Raw genomic sequence first — 17,039 nt, forward strand, 5'->3', positions numbered from 1 at the left:
CATGAGCGCCTTCGACACCCCCACCCCGGCCAGCGCCGCTGGCCAGCAGTGGAACGCCCAGGACTATGCGATCGATGCCGGCTTCGTGCCGCTGCTCGGCGGCGCGGTCTCGCGCCTGCTCGATCCGCGCGCCGGTGAGCGCATCCTCGACCTGGGCTGTGGCGATGGCGTGCTCAGCACCGAACTGGCCCTGAGCGGCGCACGCATCCACGGCGTGGATGCCTCGCCGGAACTGGTGATCGCCGCCCGCGCGCGCGGTGTCGATGCCCAGGTGATGGACGGCCACGCACTGTCGTTCGACAGCGAGTTCGATGCAGTGTTCAGCAACGCGGCACTGCATTGGATGGGCACCCCGGACCGCGTGCTGGAAGGCGTACGCCGCGCGCTGCGCCCCGGTGGCCGCTTCGTCGCCGAGTTCGGCGGCCATGGCAACGTGGCCACGATCATCGCGGCCGTGCAGGCCGCACGCGTGGCGCACGGCCATGGCGCCAGCGCCTTCCAGTGGTACTTCCCGACGGCCGATGCCTACGCCGACCGCCTGCGCCAGCATGGCTTCCAGGTGCAACTGATCGAGTGCACGCCGCGCCCAACGGCATTGCCGACCGGCGTGGCCGGCTGGCTGCGCGTCTTCGCCGCGCCGCTGCTGGACGACCTGCCAGCCGAGGCACGCGCTACGGTGCGCGAGGCCGCCACCGCGCTGCTGGCCGAGCTGCCGCGCAATGCCGCCGGCCAGCCGCTGGCGGACTACGTGCGGCTGCGCGTGCTCGCCCGCCGTCGCTGACTTGACCGTTCCGCTTTCTTTACTGATGTTCGCTATTTCGTACTTCTGCCAGGCATACGCATGACTTCCGCACCCCGCACCCTGTACGACAAACTGTGGGACGCCCACGTGGTGGTTCCCGAATCCGACAGCGCGCCCGCCGTGCTGTACATCGACCTGCACCTGATCCACGAGGTGACCTCGCCGCAGGCGTTCACCGAGCTGCGCGAGCGCGGCTTGTCGCCGCGCCGCCCGGACCGCACCAAGGCGACGATGGATCACTCCACACCGACGCTGCCGGCCGCCGCTGACGGCACGCTGCCCTATGCCAGCGCCGCCTCCGAGGCACAGGTCGCCACGCTGGCGCGCAACTGCGCCGAGCATGGCATCGAGCTGTTCGACATGGCCTCGGACAACCGCGGCATCGTCCACGTGATCGCGCCGGAACAGGGCTTCACGCAGCCGGGCATGACCATCGTCTGCGGCGATAGCCACACCTCCACCCATGGTGCCTTCGGTTCGCTGGCCTTCGGCATCGGCACCAGCGAAGTCGGCCACGTGCTGGCCACGCAGTGCCTGCTGCAGCGCAAGGCGAAGACCTTTGCCATCACCGTTGATGGCCCATTGGCGCCAGGCGTCGGCGCCAAGGACGTGGTGCTGCACATCATCGGCGTGATCGGCGTCAACGGTGGCACCGGCCACGTCATCGAGTTCCGTGGCAGCACCATCGAAGCGATGGACATGGAACAGCGCATGACCCTGTGCAACATGTCGATCGAAGCCGGCGCGCGTGCCGGCATGGTGGCGCCGGACCAGGTCACCTTCGACTTCGTCGCCCGCACGCCGCGTGGTCCCAAGGGTCCCGAGTTCGACGCCGCCGTCGCACGCTGGAAGCAGCTGCGCAGCGATGACGGCGCACGCTTCGACAGCGAAGTACGCATCGACGCCGCCGACATCCGCCCGACCCTGACCTGGGGCACCCATCCGGGCACGGCCATCGCAGTGGACGCGCCGATTCCGGCGGCCAACGACGCCGCCGCACAGAAGGGCCTGGACTACATGCACTTCCAGGCGGGCAAGGCGCTGGCCGGTACGCCGGTGGACGTGGTGTTCGTCGGTTCGTGCACCAATGGCCGCCTGAGCGACATGCGCGAAGTCGCGCAGGTCCTGCGCGGCCGCCGCGTCGCTGACCGCGTGCGCATGCTGGTGGTGCCGGGCTCGGAGATCGTCAAGCGCGAGGCCGAGGCCGAAGGCATCCACGAAATCGTGCGCGCGGCCGGTGCCGAGTGGCGCGAGCCGGGCTGCTCGATGTGCATCGCCATGAACGGCGATCTGGTCGCACCCGGCCAGCTGGCCGTGAGCACCAGCAACCGCAATTTCGAAGGCCGCCAGGGCCCCGGTTCGCGCACGCTGCTGGCGTCGCCGATGAGCGCGGCGTGGGCCGCTGTGAACGGGCACGTTGCCGATACCCGCGAACTGTTCGCACAGGAGGTGGCGTGATGGCCGGTTTCCGTACCCTGACCTCGGCCAGTGTGGTGCTGCGCCAGACCAACATCGACACCGACCAGATCATCCCGGCGCGGTTCCTGTCCACCACCGAACGTGCCGGCCTGGGCCGCAACGCCTTCAACGACTGGCGCTGGCAGGCCGACGGTTCGCCGGTGGCTGACTTCGCCTTCAACCAGCCGCACAACGCCGGCCGCAGCATCCTGCTGGCGGGCCGCAACTTCGGCTGCGGTTCCTCGCGCGAGCATGCGCCGTGGGCACTGACCGACCTGGGCCTGCGTGCCATCGTCAGCAGCGAGATCGCAGATATTTTCCGCGGCAACTCGCTGAAGAACGGCCTGCTGCCGATCGTGCTGGACGAGGCCGACGTGCAGGCGCTGATGCAGCGCCCGGACGATGAGCTGACCATCGACGTGGCTGCGCGCGAACTGCACACGCCCGATGGCCGCGTCTATTCCTTCCCGCTGGATGGCTTCTCGCAGACCTGCCTGCTGGAAGGCGTCGACCAGTTGGGGTATCTGTTGGGCCGTGTCCCTGAAATCGAACGTTACGAGAGTGAGCATGCACGCTGAGATTGTTGTCCTGCCCGGTGATGGCATCGGCCCGGAAGTGGCCGCCGCGGCAGTGGCCGTCCTGAAGGCCGTCGCCGAACGCTTCAACCACACCTTCACCTTCAGCGAGCACGACATCGGTGGCATCGCCATCGACCGTCATGGCGAACCGCTGCCCGCCTCCACGTTGACTGCCTGCCAGGCCGCCAACGCCGTGCTGCTGGGCGCGGTTGGCGGCCCGAAGTGGTCCGACCCGAACGCCAAGGTGCGCCCCGAACAGGGCCTGCTGGCGATCCGCAAGGCGCTGGGCCTGTACGCCAACCTGCGCCCGGTGCGCACCCACGAAGCCGCGCTGCATGCCTCGCCGATCAAGGCCGAGCTGCTGCAGGGCGTGGACTTCGTGGTGGTGCGCGAGCTGACCGGTGGCATCTACTTCGGCGACAAGACCCGCGACGCCGACAGCGCCAGCGACCTGTGCCGCTACACCGTGGCCGAGATCGAACGCGTGCTGCGCAGTGCCTTCCGCCTGGCGCAGCAGCGTCGCGGCAAGGTCACCTCGGTGGACAAGGCCAACGTGCTGGAAACCTCGCGCCTGTGGCGTGACGTGGCCGCGCGCATCGGCCGCGAGGAGTTCCCGGACGTTGCCCTGGAGCACCAGCTGGTCGATTCGATGGCCATGCACCTGCTGGCCAAGCCGCGCGAGTACGACGTGATCGTGACCGAGAACATGTTCGGCGACATCCTCACCGATGAAGCCTCGATGCTGGCCGGCTCGCTGGGCCTGCTGCCGTCGGCCTCGCTGGGTGAGCCGGGCGCGGTGGGCATCTACGAGCCCATCCACGGTTCGGCCCCGGACATCGCCGGCAAGGGCATCGCCAATCCGTACGCAACGATCTTCAGCGCGGCGATGCTGCTGCGCCATTCGCTGGGCCTGGAAGCCGAAGCCGCCGCGGTGGAAGCCGCCGTGCATGCGGTGCTGGATGATGGGGTGTTCACTGCCGACCTGGCCGCCAAGGGCCAGGCCGTGAGTACCGCTGCAGCCACCGACGCGGTGCTGGCCAAGCTGCGCTGACCCATCGGGCAACGCCTGTAGAGCCGAGCCATGCCCGGCTCGTTCAACAGCCGTCGAGCATGGCTCGACGCTACAGGTAGCGGGCAGCCACGCCATGCGTGGCTGCCTTACTTGGTGGTGTACCCACCATTGACCAGAATCGTCTGCCCGGTCATCCACCAGCCATCGGTCACCAGGAAGCGGATCCACGGCACGATATCGGCGATATCGGTCAGGCCGGTGCGGGTGAATGCGGACAGCGCCGCCGCGGTCTTGTGGTACGCCTGCGCGTCGGCACTCTCTGCCGGGTAGAAGAACGGCGTGTCCATCGGACCGGGGCCGATCGCGGTCACCGAAATGCCGCGCTCACCGAACTCCTTCGACGCCGCGCGGGTGAAGTGCTCGACTGGCGCCTTGGTACCGGCGTAGCTGGAATAGAACGGCGTGTAGGCACCCAGCAATGAGGTGACCAGGGTGCAGATGCGCCCACCGTCATTGACGTGGCGGCCGGCTTCCTTGAGGAAGAAGAACGCCGCCTTGGCGTTGACCGCGCTCATCTCGTCGTACTCCGCTTCGCTGATGTCCAGCAGCGGTTTCTTCAATACCTTGCCGACCGTATTGATGGCGATGTCGGGACGGCCGACTGCGGCCACGGCATCGGCGAACAAGCGCTCCATCGCTGCCGCCGAGGTCAGGTCCCCCTGCAGGGCCACCGCCTTGCTGCCGGCGGCCTGCACGGCGGCGACGGTCGCCTCTGCATCGGCCTGGGTGGCGGCGCTGTTGTAGTGGATGACGATGGCTTTGGCGCCCTGTGCAGCGAAGTCGCGGGCGATCAGGCCGCCCAGGTTCTTGGCGCCACCAGCGATCAGCACGGTCTTGCCCTTGAGGGAATGGTCGGTCATGGCTTCGGTCTCGGGGAGGAGGCTGCCCGGGGTGGCAACCCTGCCCTGACGACGATATCGTGCAGAAAATGCGGATAAAGCCCGCCACATTGACTTAACTTTCCAGAGCCAGCGAACAATGGACCGGATCGATCGCTTCCGCATCTTCACCCGGGTGGTGGAGTGCGCCAGCTTCACCCGCGCCGCCGACCAGCTCGGCCTACCCCGCTCCACCGTCTCGGCAGCCATTGCGGAGTTGGAGCAGCGGCTCGGCACCCGCCTGCTTCAGCGCTCCACCCGTCGCGTCTCCACCACCCACGATGGCGACGTGTTCCATGCGCGCTGCCTGCGCCTGATCGCCGAGGTTGAAGACGCCGAATCGCTGTTCCGCCAGGACGACGCGCAACCGGTCGGTTTGCTGAAGATCGACGTGCCCAGTCGCATCGGCCGTCGCATCATCGCTCCGGCGCTGCCAGGGTTCTTCGCGCAGTATCCGCAGGTGGAAGTCGACCTGGGCATGACCGACCGCGCGGTGAACCTGATCGAAGACGGCTGCGATGCGGTGCTGCGGGTCGGCCAGCTGGGTGACTCCAGCCTGGTGGCGCGCACGCTGGGGCAGCTGGATTTCGTCAACGTTGCGGCGCCGGCCTACCTGCGCGAACACGGTGTACCGCAGCATCCTGCCGACCTGCAGCAGCACCGCGCAGTGAACTATGCGTCGCCGACCACGGCACGGGTGGAACCGTGGGAGTGGCAGGACGGCGGCCAGCTGCGCACGCTGCCGATGCCCGGCTGGGTGCGGGTGAACAGCGCCGAGGCGTCGATCGCGTGCTGCGTAGCCGGACTGGGCTTGCTGCAGATTCCGCGCTACGACGTGCAGGCGGAACTGCAATCCGGCGAACTGGTGGAAGTGATGCCGCAGTATGTGGCGCAGCCGTTGCCGGTGACTCTGTTGCAACCGCATCGGCACCACCGTGCGCTGCGCGTGCAGGTGTTCATCGAATGGCTGCTGCCGGTGCTGCGGAGCGGCCTGCAGCTGCAGTAGCTCCACGCCATGCGTGGATGCATGCATCCGTGCCAACCAAGGTTGGCACCTACCAGAGGCGGTGGCCGTAGAACCCGGGGCGTTATGCCCCGGATTCGTCCGGCTTCACCCGGAACCACGCCGCGTACAGCGCCGGCAGGAATACCAGGGTCAGCACCGTGCCCACGATCAGGCCACCCATGATCGAAATCGCCATCGAGCCATAGAACGCACTGCGCGACAGCGGAATCATCGCCAGCACCGCCGCCAGCGCGGTCAGCACGATCGGGCGGAAACGGCGCACCGTGGCATCGATGATCGAATGCCAGCGATCATGCCCGGCATCGATATCCTGCTGGATCTGGTCGATCAGGATCACCGAGTTGCGCATGATCATCCCCGCCAGTGCAATCGTGCCCAGCAGCGCCACGAAGCCGAACGGCGCGCGGAACAGCAGCAGGAACAACGTCGCACCGATGATGCCCAGCGGCGCGGTTACCAGCACCATCGCCGCACGCGAGAAGCTGCGCAGCTGCAGCATCAGCAGCGTGGCCACCACCACCAGGAACAGCGGCATGCCGGCCTTGATCGAGTTCTGGCCACGGGCCGAATCCTCCACCGTACCGCCGGTCTCCAGCAGGTAGCCACTGGGCAGTTCAGCGCGGATCCCGTCCAGCGTCGGCAGGATCTGGTGCACTACGTCCAGCGGCTGCATGCCGTCGCTGATGTCGGCACGCACGGTCACCGTCGGCAACCGGTTGCGGTGCCAGATGATGCCGTCCTCAAAGCCATACTCCATCGTCGCCACCTGCGACAGCGTGATGCTGCCGCCGTTGGCGGTCGGCATCGACAGGCTGGACAGCAGCTCCAGCTGGTTGCGCTCATCGGCCGGGCCACGCAGCAGCATCTCGATCTGGCGGTTGCCTTCGCGGTACACGCTCACCGACTGCCCAGCCAGCGAACTGGACAGGAACTGGCTGACCTGGGCACTGCTCACGCCCAGCGCGCGGGCGCGCTCCTGGTCGATCACCAGCCGCACGACCTTGCTCGGCTCGCTCCAGTCCAGGTTCACGTTCATCACGTGTGGGTTCTCACGCACCTTGGCTTCGACCTGGCGCGCGATCGCCTGCACCTTCTCGATGTGCTCGCCGGAAATACGCATCTGCACCGGATAGCCGACCGGCGGGCCGTTCTCCAGGCGGGTCACGCGCATCTGCACGTCCGGGAACTTCGGAATCACTTCGTGCAGCAGCCAGTCACGGGTGCTTTCGCGCGATTTGATGTCCTTGGCCAGCACCACGAACTGGGCGAAGTTGGTGGCCGGCAGCTGCTGGTCCAGCGGCAGGTAGAAGCGCGGCGAACCGGTGCCCACGTAGGAGACGTAGTTGGCAATGCCCTCGCGGCTGGACAGCAGCTTCTCCAGCTTCTCGGCCTGGGCCTGGGTCGAGCGCAGCGACGCGCCCTCGGCCAGCTCGATGTCCACCATCAATTCCGGCCGGGTCGAATCCGGGAAGAACTGCTGCGGCACGAAGCGGAACAGCATCAGCGAGAACACGAACAGCGCGATGGTCGCGGCGATCACCCACCAGCGGTGACGCAGGCAGCCATCGAGGAAGCGACGGAAACTGCGGTAGAACGGGCGCTGGTACGGATCATGGTCATGCCCGTGCTGCGGCGGCGCGATCAGGTTGGCCAGCGCCGGGTAGCGGTCGGCCCACTGCTGGCGCCTGGCATGCCAGCGCGCGGACAGGCTGCCCGGCTTCGGCGGCTGCGGATTGAACAGGTCCGGCAGCATCTTGTCGCCCAGGTACGGGATGAACAGCACCGCCGCGATCCACGACACCACCAGCGCGATGGTCACCACCTGGAACAGAGAACGGGTGTACTCACCGGTGCTCGATGCCGCGGTAGCGATCGGCAGGAAGCCAGCCGCAGTGATCAGCGTACCGGTCAGCATCGGGAACGCAGTTGATTCCCAGGCAAAACTGGCCGCGCGCAGGCGGTCGTAACCCTGTTCCATCTTGGTGGCCATCATCTCCACCGCGATGATCGCATCGTCCACCAGCAGGCCCAGCGCCAGCACCAGTGCGCCCAGCGAGATCTTGTGCAGGCCGATGTCGAAGTAGTGCATGACGAAGAACGTCATCGCCAGCACCAGCGGGATGGTCACGCCCACCACCAGACCGGTGCGCAGGCCCAGCGAGAAGAAGCTGACCAGCAGCACGATCACCACCGCCTCGGTCAGTACCTGCACGAACTCGCCGACCGACTCTTCCACCGACTGCGGCTGGTCGGACACCTTGCGCAGCTGCATACCGGCCGGCAGGGTCTTCTGCAGGCGTTCGAACTCGGCATCGAGGTTGGCGCCGAGCTTGAGGATGTCACCGCCATCCTTCATCGCCACCGCCAGCCCAATCGCCTCTTCACCCATGAAGCGCATCTTCGGCGACGCGGGATCGGCGAAGCCACGCTTGACCTCGGCGATGTCGCCCAGGTGCACGGTGCGGTCACCGGCGCGGATCGGGAACTGGCGGATCGCTTCGATGTCGTTGAACTGGCCGGTCACGCGCAGCTGCACGCGATCGGTGGCGGTCTCGAAGAAGCTGGTGCCGGTCACCGCATTCTGGTCGGCCAGTGCCTGCTGCACCTGCTGCATCGACACGCCCAGCGTGGCCAGCCGGGTGTTGGACAGCTCGATCCACACCTTCTCGTCCTGCAGGCCGACCAGGTCGATCTTGCCGACGTCGGGCACGCGCTGCAGTTCCAGCTGGATGCGGTCGGCGTAGTCACGCATCACCGCGTAGTCGAAGCCCTTGCCGGTCAACGCATAGATGTTGCCGTAGGTATCGCCGAACTCATCGTTGAAGAACGGGCCGACGATCTCGCGCGGCAGCGTCGGGCGGATGTCACCCACGCGCTTGCGCACCTGGTACCAGAGGTCCGGAATCTGCCTGGAACGCAGGCTGTCGCGGGCCATGAAGATGACCTGCGATTCGCCCGGGCGCGAGTACGAGCGGATGAACTCGTACTCGCCGGTGTTCATCAACGCCTTCTCGATCGGCTCGGTCACCTGCCGCGAGACCTGCTCGGCGGTGGCGCCCGGCCATAGCGTGCGCACCACCATCGCCTTGAAGGTGAACGGCGGGTCTTCGGACTGGCCCAGATGCTTGTACGACCATGCGCCGATGAGGGCGAAGGCGAGCATCGCGAACAGCACCAGCGGGCGGTTGGACAGCGCCCACTCGGAAAGATTGAAGCGGCGCACCGGCTTACTCCTTGGCCTTGGCGGCAGCCGCCGGCGTAGCCGGCTTCAGCACCGGGCGGTTCTGACGATCCACCGCGATCACCGGCTGGCCCGCCCGCAACAGGTGGCCGCCGGCAGCAACCACCCAGTCACCCGCGTTCACGCCGGACAGTACCGGCACCGTCTCGCTGCCAAACGCCCCAGTGGTGACCGCTGCGGCCTTCAGCGTACTGTTGGCCGGATCGACCACCCACACGCTGGCGGCACCGTTGGCACCGCGCTGCAGTGCGCCCAGCGGCAGCTGCAGGGTGCCGTGGCGGCCGGCGCTGCTGTAGACGCGCGCGCTCTGGCCCAGCTCGACATCGGCCAGCGCATCGGCGGCCAGGCTGACCCGCGTCGCGTAGGTGCGTGCCTGCGGATCGGCGGCGGCGGCAATCTCGCGGATCGTGCCTGGCAGGCGCTGCCCCGGGCGGTTCCACAACTCCACCTCGACCGGCTGGCCGACCGCGTAGTCGCGGATGGTGGCTTCGGGCAGGTCGATCAGCACTTCGCGGCCACCGTCGGCGGCCAGGTTGAAGATGGTCTGTCCGGCGGACACCACCTGCCCGGCCTCGGCCTCGCGGCTGGCGATCACGCCGTCAGCCGGTGCGCGCAGCTGCGCGTAGTCGGCCTGGTTGCGCAGCACATCGAGGTTGGCGCGGGCGGCGTTGGCCTGGCCCTGCGCCGCTTTGAAGGCGGCGGACTGCTGGTCCAGCTGCGAACGGCTGACCAGTTGCTGGTCGGCCAGTACCTGGTAGCGCTTGAGATCATCGCGGGCACGCACCAGGTCGGCTTCAGCTGCGGCCAGCTGCGCCTGCGAAGCGCGGGCCTGCAATGCGAAGTCGGCTGCATCCAGCTCGGCCAGCACGTCGCCCTTCTTCACCCGTTGCCCGGCATCGACGTGGCGCTTGACCAGGTTGCCACCGACGCGGAACGACAGCGGGCTTTCCTGCCGGGCACGCACCGTGCCCGGGAACGCCGCCGGCGCCTGCCCGGCCTGTTCGCCGGGGTGAACCACCAGTACCGGCACGGCCGCCTGCGGCGCCTGTTCCTGTCCCGAACAGGCTGCCAGCGCAGCCACCCACACCATACCGCCCATCCAGCGCACGATCTTCATCGGTCAACGTCCTGAAAACGCAGGGTTGCAACAAGGGGGAGCCGCGACTGCCGGCCCAATTTAATAAACCGGCCGGTATAGTATAAATATCGAACCGCTTGGTCTAGTATTGTTGCGATGAGTTCTTCCACTTCCCGCAAGCCGTCGGCCAAGCCTGCTGCCAAGGCCGCCGGACCCGGGCGCCCCAAGGATCTGGGCAAGCGCGCGGCGATCCTTGAAGCAGCCAAGGTACTGTTCATCGAACAGGGCTATACCGGCGTGAGCATGGACGCCATTGCCGCCCAGGCCGGCGTCTCGAAGCTGACCGTGTACAGCCACTTCGGCGACAAGGAAACCCTGTTTTCCGAGGCCGTGCAGTCCAAGTGCATTGAAATGCTGCCCGATGCCCTGTTCGTGGCCGACGCGGACGGCCCGCTGCGCGACCAGTTGATCGGCATCGGCCTGGCCTTCTTCGAGCTGATCACCTCCGATGCGGCGATCTCGATCCAGCGCATGATGATGGCGCCGGAGACCGACGAACGCCTGCGCGAGCTGTTCTGGAAGGCAGGCCCGGAGCGCACCTGCGAGGCCCTGGCTGACTTCCTGCGGGCACGCGCCGAGCGCGGCGAACTGGACATCACCGACTATTCGCTGGCTGGCGAGCAGTTCCTGACCCTGGTCAAGGGCGAAGTGCACATGCATATGATGTGCGGCATGCCACTGTCACCGGTGGAGTGCGACCCTCTTGCCCATGTGACCGCCAGCATCGACTTCTTCCTGCGCGCTTATGCGCCGCGAGGGGCCGGGACGGCTGAATAACCAAAACTGAACGAACCGGAGGTCGCGATGACTTCCGGCACTGCGACCCCGGCCGCCCGAAAGCTGATGCTCTGGGCGCGCCGCCGGCCTCCGGCACCGGTAAAATGGCCGGCCCACTGCGCTGGATTTGAACCTCATGACGATTGATTACGCCCACGCCCGCGAACTGATGGTGGAACAGCAGATCCGTCCCTGGGACGTGCTGGACATCAAGGTGCTCGACGTCCTGGCCCGCCTGCCGCGCGAGGCCTTTGTCGCCGATGCACACCGGGCGCTGGCCTACGCCGATGTCGAACTGCCGATCGGCCATGGCCAGAAGATGATGAAGCCGGTCATCGAGGGCCGTACCCTGCAGGCACTGGATCTGCAGCCGGGTGACGAAGTGCTGGAAATCGGCACCGGCAGCGGCTTCCTGGCAGCCTGCATCGGCGCGCTGGCGCGCGACGTGCTGAGCCTGGAGATCGACCCGGAACTGGCCGCCGCCGCGCGTGCCCGCCTGGATGCTTCCGGCCTGGGCACCAACGTCCGCGTGGACGTGGCTGACGCCCTGTCCTGGCAGACCGAACGCCGCTTTGACGTGATCTGTGTCACTGGTGCGGTCGACGTGGTGCCGTCACAGTTCGCCTCGTGGCTGCGTCCGGGTGGTCGCCTGTTCGTGATCCACGGCCGCTCGCCGGCGATGGAGGCCCTGCTGGTCAAGGCCGACGGCAGCACCGAGTCCCTGTTCGAGACCGATATCGATTACCTGCGCGGTGCCGCCCCGGCACCCCAGTTCCACCTCTGAGTCCAAGGAAGCCGCAATGATCCGCCGATCCCTCGCTGTTGCGCTGGCCACTGCCCTGCTGCCGTTGTCCGCCCATGCCGCCGACCTGCTGCAGGTCTACGAAATGGCGCGCAACGGCGATCCGCAGCTGTCCGCCGCCGAATCGACCCGGCTGGTCGACAAGGAAGGCGCCGTGCAGGCGCGCGCCGCCCTGCTGCCGCAGATCAACGGCCAGGCCACGCTGAACCGCACGCGCAGCGAGCCGAACGCCGACATCAACTCCGGCTCGTTCACCAACAAGCGCCGCAATTACACGATCGATGGCAGCCAGACGCTGTTCAACTGGACCCAGATCAACAACCTGCGTTCGCAGCGTGAGCTGAGCAAGGCGGCGGACTTCACCCTCGATTCGGCCAACGACAGCCTGATCGTGCGCACCTCGGCGGCCTACTTCAACGTGCTGGTGGCGATCGAATCGCTGAACGCCGCACAGACCAACGAAGCGGCCGCGAAGAAGCAGTTCGACTTCGCCGACAAGCGCCTGGAAGTGGGCCTGGCGCCGATCACCGACGTGCACGAAGCCCGCGCCCAGTACGACCAGGCGCGCGCCAACACCATCGTTGCGCAGAACACCCTGGCCGATAACTACCAGGCCCTGACCGAACTGACCGGCCAGCCGGTGGTCAACCTGCGTGGCCTGCCGGCGGACTTCCGCCCGGAAGTGCCGGCCAACCGCGGCAACATCGACGAGCTGGTGCACCAGGCCACCACCCAGAATCCGGCGCTGAAGGCGCAGGAACTGAAGGTCAGCGCCGCCGAAGCCGGCGTGCAGGCCGCCCGTGGTGGCCACTACCCGACCCTGTCGCTGGGCGGCAGCTGGGGCAAGACCGCGACCTGGGGTGACAGCACCGGCGCCGGCTCGCTGTCGCCGGACGCGCGCACCAACAGCATCGGCCTGACCCTGAGCGTGCCGATCTTCGCTGGCGGAGCCACCCAGTCCAACGTGCGCCAGGCGCTGGCCCAGCGTGACATCGCCCAGGACGGCTACGAGCAGCAGAAGCGTGCCCTGGACCGCAACACCCGCAATGCCTACCAGACCCTGGTGCAGGGCATCAGCGAAGTGGAGGCCCGCCGCCTTGCGGTAGTCTCGGCGCAGAGTGCATACGACGCGTCGCAGGTTGGCCTGGAAGTCGGTACCCGTACCGTGCTGGACGTGATCCAGAACCAGCGCATCCTTTTCTCGGCGCAGCTGGACTACGCCCAGGCCCGCTACACCTTCCTGCAGAACCGTCTGCTGCTGAGCCAGTCGCTGGGTGCGCTGGACGTGGCCGAGCTGCAGGACGTGAACCGCCTGCTGACCCAGGACGCCGGCAACCCGGCAACGACCACGCACTGAGTCGTCGCCCTGCCGGCAGCGAAGAAGCCACCCGCGAGGGTGGCTTTTTTGTGGGCGGCGCGTACGGCCCGACCCACGCATGGCGCAGATCTGCCGGCCGTCAGCCCGGCCACGCGCCTGCCCGTTCCACTGCGGCCAGCACGCACAGCGCCGTGGCCAGGGGCGCAAGCACCATTGCAGCACCCGGCATCGGCGCACGGACACGCAGTGCCGCCGGGCACAAGGCTGCCATCACCAGCAGGGTTGCTGGACCCGGCAGCACCGGCAATGCGCCGGCCGGCGCTCCCAAGGCCAGCAGCGCCGCCGTCAGCACCACGGTGATCGGTATCAGCCGCGTCCGCAACCCGGGCGCTTCATCACCGGCCACAGGCCGGAGCTGCGCTGCCAGGTGTGCGGCCAGCGACAACAGCACCAGCAGCAGTGCTGCCAGCCCGGCCATGCCCGCCAGCGGCAGCAACGGCAGCAGCCACTGCAACTGCGGATGGCCCTGCAATGCCACCGACAACGGCCGCGTACTGTCCAATACCGGGAACTCGACCAGGCCGGCCTGCAACGCGGCCAGCATGATCAGCAGCAGCATCGCCAGCAGCAGCGCGGCCGCCAGCAGCCAGGGTGATCGCGTGCGCGCCTGCCGGCCACGTCCGGGAAATCCCAGTGCCAGCCCCACACTGGCAAACACCCCCAGCAAGGGCACGCTTGCCGCCAGCACCCCGCCGGGGCCGAATCGATAGGGCGCGGTGGCGTCCGGCAGCCACGGAATCCAGTTGGCGTAGTGCACGTGGCGAACCGCCAGCGCCAACAGCAACAGCCCGACACCGATCTTCACCGTCAACAACACGCAGACCGTCAGCGCGATGCGACGCGGGGGCAGCAGCACGAACGCACCCAGCACCAGCAGACTGGTGACGGCCATCACCGGATCCGGCAGCGCGCTGCCGGTTTCAATACCGCGACTGGCAAACACGGCACGCGCGTGGCTGGCCGTGGACTGCGCCACGCCGGCGCTGGTCATCACCAGTTCCAGCAGCAGTGCAGTACCCAGCAGGCGCGCGGCTGCCGTGCCCCAAGCGGCCCGCAGCAGGCCGTGCAGGCCATCGGCTGCGGGCTGCTGCTGGTTCAGCACGTGCAGGCAATACAGCATCGGCGCCGTGCCCAGTACGGCCAGCAGCAGACTCAGTACGATGGCCGGACCCGCTTGGGCGGCGGTGTACTGGCCAACCAGGGCGATCACGCTGCCACCCAGCAGCAGGGTCAACGCCACCATCGCGAAGTGATCCATTCCCAGCAGCGCGTGCCGGCCACGGCGGTTATCGCTGTCCATCGCAAGCCCTCTTGAATCCGCACAAGCGCGGTCGACAGGAGGCTGGCAGCGTGCGCCAAGTGGCGGTATCAGAATCCGTACTGTGCGCACCGCGATGTGACCACAAACACGTTCGCAGCCACGCATCCGGTCCTGCTGCGACAGGAATCCGGCTGCTAAGCAGAATTGATGCAGTCGATCACGTCAGTCGGTCCGCGTAGCATCCGCCCTGGCGGTGTTGCTGCCCGGCTCAGCTGCGCGGGGGCGGCAGGTGTGGCGCGACCAGCGCCAGCGTGCGCTGCAGGGCACCGCGGCCGTTGCTGACCAGCGTGCAACCGGCACGGGCCATGTCCTCGCGCGCCTGGGCGTCGCCCAGCAGGTGCTGCAGCAGGTCACCTACCGCCTGCACGTCCTCGCCGATCAGCAAGGCACCGGCCTCACGCATGCGCCGTGAGATCTCGGCGAAGTTGTGCAGGTGCGGACCGGTCACAGCGGCAGTGCCCATCGCCGCCGGTTCCAGCAGATTGTGGCCACCGATCGGCTGCAGGCTGCCGCCGACGAAGGCGACCTGTGCACAGGCATAGAACGGCATCAGCTCACCCAGGGTGTCGATGACGAAAACATCCGTGCCGGCCTCCGGCCATTGCTTCGCGCGACGGGTCGCCACGTTCCAGCCCTGCTCGCGCGCCAGCGCCTCCACCTTCGGGAAGCGCTCGGGGTGCCGCGGTGCCCACAGCAACAACAGGTCGGGGTGCTGCTGGCGCAGGCGCCGATGCAGGTCGATCACCGCCTGCTCCTCACCATCGTGGGTACTGGCCGCGATCCACACCGGGCGCCCGGCGGGCACGCAGGCATGGAACTGCTCGACGAAGCCCTGCACATCCGGCGTGGCGATATCGAACTTGAGGTTGCCCAGCGCCTGCACCTGTTCCCGCGCAGCCCCCAGCTGCACGAAGCGCTCGGCGTCGTCCTGCGACTGCGCGGCCACGCAGGTAACCGTACGCAGCGCACGGCGGATCAGCGCCGCCAGCACCCGGTAACCGCGCAGCGAACGCGCTGACAGGCGGGCGTTGAGGATGTAGACCGGAATGCGGCGGTCGCGGCAGCCGAACAGCATGTTCGGCCACAGCTCGGTTTCCAGGATCAGCGCCAGGCTGGGCTGGAAGTGGCCGAGGAAGCGGTTGACGCTGCCCGGTACGTCGTACGGCAGGTAGACGTGGTCCAGCGCATCGCCCCACAGCGCGCGCACGCGCTCCGAACCGGTCGGGGTGATGGTGGTGATGACCCAGCGGATGTCCGGACGCTGCTGGCGCAGGGCATTGACCAGCGGCGCGGCGGCATTGACCTCGCCCACCGAGACCGCGTGCAGCCAGACCCGCGGCTGGCCTGTCGGCTGCGGATACGAGGCATAGCGCTCATCCCAGCGCCGGAAGTATTCACGGACCCGGAAACCGCGCCAGACCAGGTGGTACACGGTGATCGGCAGCAGGATGTAGAGCACGGCCGAATACAGGCCGCGCAGGATCCATTCGACAGGGTCTTTACGCATGCGGCAAGGATACGGGAGCCCCCCGGGAAAGACACGCAGCCGGGTTGGTAGAATGGCGCCATGTCCGATGCCACCACCGCCATCCGCCCGTCGCTGCGCGATCCCCGCAACTGGCCGATGTTCACCGCCATGCTCGGCGCCTTCGCCATCGCCCGCCTGCCGTGGATGCTGCAGCGTGCGCTCGGCCGTGGCGTCGGCTGGATCAGCTGGCGCCTGCTCGGCAGCCGCCGTCGCGCCGCCGAGGTCAACCTGAAGTTGTGCTTCCCGGAGAAGGACGAAGCCTGGCGCCAGCGCCTGGTGCGCGACAGCTTCGACGCGCTGGGCGTGGGCGTGCTCGAGTGCATCCGCGCCTGGTGGGGCAGCATCGACCGCATCCGCCCACAGGTGAAGATCGAAGGCCTCGAGCATCTGCGGCAGATGCAGGCCGAAGGCCGCGGCGTGCTGCTGGTGTCCGGCCACTTCATGACCCTGGAGATGTGCGGCCGCCTGCTGTGCGACTACGTCGATCTTTCAGGCATGTACCGCAAGCACAAGAACCCGGTGTACGAGTGGGCGGTGAAGTTCGGCCGCCTGCGCTATGCCAAGGCGATGTTCGCCAATGAAGACATCCGCGCGACCGTGCGCCACCTGAAGAAGGGCGGCTTCCTCTGGTACGCGCCGGACCAGGACATGCGCGGCAAGGACACCGTGTTCGTGCCCTTCTTCGGCCATACCGCATCCACCATTACCGCCACCCACCAGCTGGCGCGGATGACCGGTTGTGCGGTGATTCCTTACTTCCACCGCCGCGAGGGCGGGAAGTACTTCCTGAAGATCGGCGCGCCGCTGGAGAACTTTCCCAGCGAGGATGTGGAAGCCGATACCACGCGGGTCAACCAGGCCATCGAGGAGATGGTGCGCGAGGCCCCCGACCAGTACCTGTGGATCCACCGCCGTTTCAAGCGCCAGCCGGGCGGGCGGAGCGATTTCTACAAATAACGGGATGCGGTGGAAGGGCCGGCGTGCTCATGGTAGTCGCCAACCTTGGCTGGCGCCGATGAACCGAGGCCGGTCCCGAGGC

Annotated in this window: 14 protein-coding genes; 9 read left to right on the top strand and 5 right to left on the bottom strand. The window is 67.6% G+C overall.

Annotation, left to right across the window (positions count from 1 at the left end):
• Position 1: 1 nt before the first annotated feature.
• Genes AC5QAH_RS13620 through leuB form a run of 4 tightly spaced genes read left to right on the top strand, consistent with a single transcriptional unit; the run spans position 2 to position 3,889 of the window.
• The gene (locus AC5QAH_RS13620; protein ID WP_495232402.1) at positions 2-781 is read left to right on the top strand and encodes a class I SAM-dependent methyltransferase; all 780 of its coding nucleotides are present in this window, start codon (positions 2-4) and stop codon (positions 779-781) included.
• 60 nt (positions 782-841) lie between these two features.
• On the top strand, positions 842-2,260 hold the full coding sequence (gene leuC / locus AC5QAH_RS13625; RefSeq protein WP_126560993.1) for a 3-isopropylmalate dehydratase large subunit: 1,419 nt from the start codon (positions 842-844) through the stop codon (positions 2,258-2,260).
• A complete protein-coding gene (gene leuD, locus AC5QAH_RS13630) occupies positions 2,260-2,838 on the top strand; it encodes a 3-isopropylmalate dehydratase small subunit (RefSeq protein ID WP_049413324.1) in 579 nt (192 codons plus the stop codon). The genes leuC and leuD overlap by 1 nt, the downstream gene beginning before the upstream one ends.
• Positions 2,828-3,889 (top strand): 3-isopropylmalate dehydrogenase, encoded by a 1,062-nt coding sequence (leuB, locus tag AC5QAH_RS13635; RefSeq protein ID WP_159360555.1) that lies wholly within the window; start codon positions 2,828-2,830, stop codon positions 3,887-3,889. Before leuD ends, leuB begins: the two co-directional genes overlap by 11 nt.
• Positions 3,890-3,996: 107 nt before the next feature.
• Here leuB and AC5QAH_RS13640 read toward each other — a convergent pair whose 3' ends face one another.
• Positions 3,997-4,770, bottom strand: coding sequence for an SDR family oxidoreductase (locus AC5QAH_RS13640; RefSeq protein WP_191863795.1), 774 nt, complete (start codon positions 4,768-4,770; stop codon positions 3,997-3,999).
• Between the two features lie 118 nt (positions 4,771-4,888).
• Here AC5QAH_RS13640 and AC5QAH_RS13645 point away from each other — a divergent pair, with 118 nt between their 5' ends.
• Entirely contained in the window at positions 4,889-5,794 is a 906-nt protein-coding gene (locus tag AC5QAH_RS13645) for a LysR family transcriptional regulator (RefSeq protein WP_043400179.1), read from the top strand.
• Positions 5,795-5,876: 82 nt separating this feature from the next.
• On the opposite strand, the gene AC5QAH_RS13650 is transcribed toward AC5QAH_RS13645, so the two are convergent.
• Both AC5QAH_RS13650 and AC5QAH_RS13655 read right to left on the bottom strand, forming a co-directional pair.
• Positions 5,877-9,038: an efflux RND transporter permease subunit gene (locus AC5QAH_RS13650; protein WP_495232403.1), complete on the bottom strand. Its 3,162-nt coding sequence runs from the start codon at positions 9,036-9,038 to the stop codon at positions 5,877-5,879.
• 4 nt (positions 9,039-9,042) lie between these two features.
• Positions 9,043-10,173 carry an efflux RND transporter periplasmic adaptor subunit gene (locus tag AC5QAH_RS13655; protein ID WP_010480785.1) on the bottom strand — a complete coding sequence of 377 codons (1,131 nt, stop codon included), beginning with the start codon at positions 10,171-10,173 and terminating at the stop codon, positions 9,043-9,045.
• Positions 10,174-10,290: 117 nt separating this feature from the next.
• On the opposite strand from AC5QAH_RS13655, the gene AC5QAH_RS13660 reads away from it, so the two are divergent.
• The 3 genes from AC5QAH_RS13660 (at position 10,291) to AC5QAH_RS13670 (ending at position 13,130) form a co-directional block, all read left to right on the top strand.
• Entirely contained in the window at positions 10,291-10,971 is a 681-nt protein-coding gene (locus tag AC5QAH_RS13660) for a TetR/AcrR family transcriptional regulator (protein ID WP_019338820.1), read from the top strand.
• 136 nt (positions 10,972-11,107) lie between these two features.
• On the top strand, positions 11,108-11,755 hold the full coding sequence (locus tag AC5QAH_RS13665; RefSeq protein ID WP_019338821.1) for a protein-L-isoaspartate O-methyltransferase family protein: 648 nt from the start codon (positions 11,108-11,110) through the stop codon (positions 11,753-11,755).
• A gap of 16 nt (positions 11,756-11,771) precedes the next feature.
• The gene (locus AC5QAH_RS13670) at positions 11,772-13,130 is read left to right on the top strand and encodes a TolC family outer membrane protein (protein WP_010480790.1); all 1,359 of its coding nucleotides are present in this window, start codon (positions 11,772-11,774) and stop codon (positions 13,128-13,130) included.
• Positions 13,131-13,230: 100 nt separating this feature from the next.
• Here the strand turns inward: AC5QAH_RS13670 and AC5QAH_RS13675 are convergent, their stop codons facing one another.
• Both AC5QAH_RS13675 and waaA read right to left on the bottom strand, forming a co-directional pair.
• Positions 13,231-14,451 (bottom strand): APC family permease, encoded by a 1,221-nt coding sequence (locus AC5QAH_RS13675; RefSeq protein ID WP_495232404.1) that lies wholly within the window; start codon positions 14,449-14,451, stop codon positions 13,231-13,233.
• A 229-nt stretch (positions 14,452-14,680) separates the two neighbouring features.
• Complete coding sequence (gene waaA / locus AC5QAH_RS13680; protein WP_010480795.1) at positions 14,681-15,979, bottom strand: lipid IV(A) 3-deoxy-D-manno-octulosonic acid transferase; 1,299 nt, start codon at positions 15,977-15,979, stop codon at positions 14,681-14,683.
• A 60-nt stretch (positions 15,980-16,039) separates the two neighbouring features.
• Here waaA and AC5QAH_RS13685 point away from each other — a divergent pair, with 60 nt between their 5' ends.
• Positions 16,040-16,957 carry an LpxL/LpxP family Kdo(2)-lipid IV(A) lauroyl/palmitoleoyl acyltransferase gene (locus tag AC5QAH_RS13685; RefSeq protein WP_010480797.1) on the top strand — a complete coding sequence of 306 codons (918 nt, stop codon included), beginning with the start codon at positions 16,040-16,042 and terminating at the stop codon, positions 16,955-16,957.
• The last annotated feature ends 82 nt before the right edge of the window (positions 16,958-17,039 follow it).

It is taken from the genome of Stenotrophomonas sp. YJH_SMC_43, from assembly GCF_059372535.1.

Bases quoted from the DNA above. Each gene is read 5' to 3' on its own strand.
- AC5QAH_RS13645 (WP_043400179.1), top strand. From the start codon at position 4,889: ATGGACCGGATCGATCGCTTCCGCATCTTCACCCGGGTGGTGGAGTGC.
- leuD (WP_049413324.1), top strand. From the start codon at position 2,260: ATGGCCGGTTTCCGTACCCTGACCTCGGCCAGTGTGGTGCTGCGCCAG.
- AC5QAH_RS13655 (WP_010480785.1), bottom strand. From the start codon at position 10,173: ATGAAGATCGTGCGCTGGATGGGCGGTATGGTGTGGGTGGCTGCGCTG.
- AC5QAH_RS13670 (WP_010480790.1), top strand. From the start codon at position 11,772: ATGATCCGCCGATCCCTCGCTGTTGCGCTGGCCACTGCCCTGCTGCCG.
- AC5QAH_RS13660 (WP_019338820.1), top strand. From the start codon at position 10,291: ATGAGTTCTTCCACTTCCCGCAAGCCGTCGGCCAAGCCTGCTGCCAAG.
- waaA (WP_010480795.1), bottom strand. From the start codon at position 15,979: ATGCGTAAAGACCCTGTCGAATGGATCCTGCGCGGCCTGTATTCGGCC.
- AC5QAH_RS13685 (WP_010480797.1), top strand. From the start codon at position 16,040: ATGTCCGATGCCACCACCGCCATCCGCCCGTCGCTGCGCGATCCCCGC.
- AC5QAH_RS13665 (WP_019338821.1), top strand. From the start codon at position 11,108: ATGACGATTGATTACGCCCACGCCCGCGAACTGATGGTGGAACAGCAG.
- leuC (WP_126560993.1), top strand. From the start codon at position 842: ATGACTTCCGCACCCCGCACCCTGTACGACAAACTGTGGGACGCCCAC.
- AC5QAH_RS13620 (WP_495232402.1), top strand. From the start codon at position 2: ATGAGCGCCTTCGACACCCCCACCCCGGCCAGCGCCGCTGGCCAGCAG.
- AC5QAH_RS13675 (WP_495232404.1), bottom strand. From the start codon at position 14,451: ATGGACAGCGATAACCGCCGTGGCCGGCACGCGCTGCTGGGAATGGAT.
- AC5QAH_RS13640 (WP_191863795.1), bottom strand. From the start codon at position 4,770: ATGACCGACCATTCCCTCAAGGGCAAGACCGTGCTGATCGCTGGTGGC.
- leuB (WP_159360555.1), top strand. From the start codon at position 2,828: ATGCACGCTGAGATTGTTGTCCTGCCCGGTGATGGCATCGGCCCGGAA.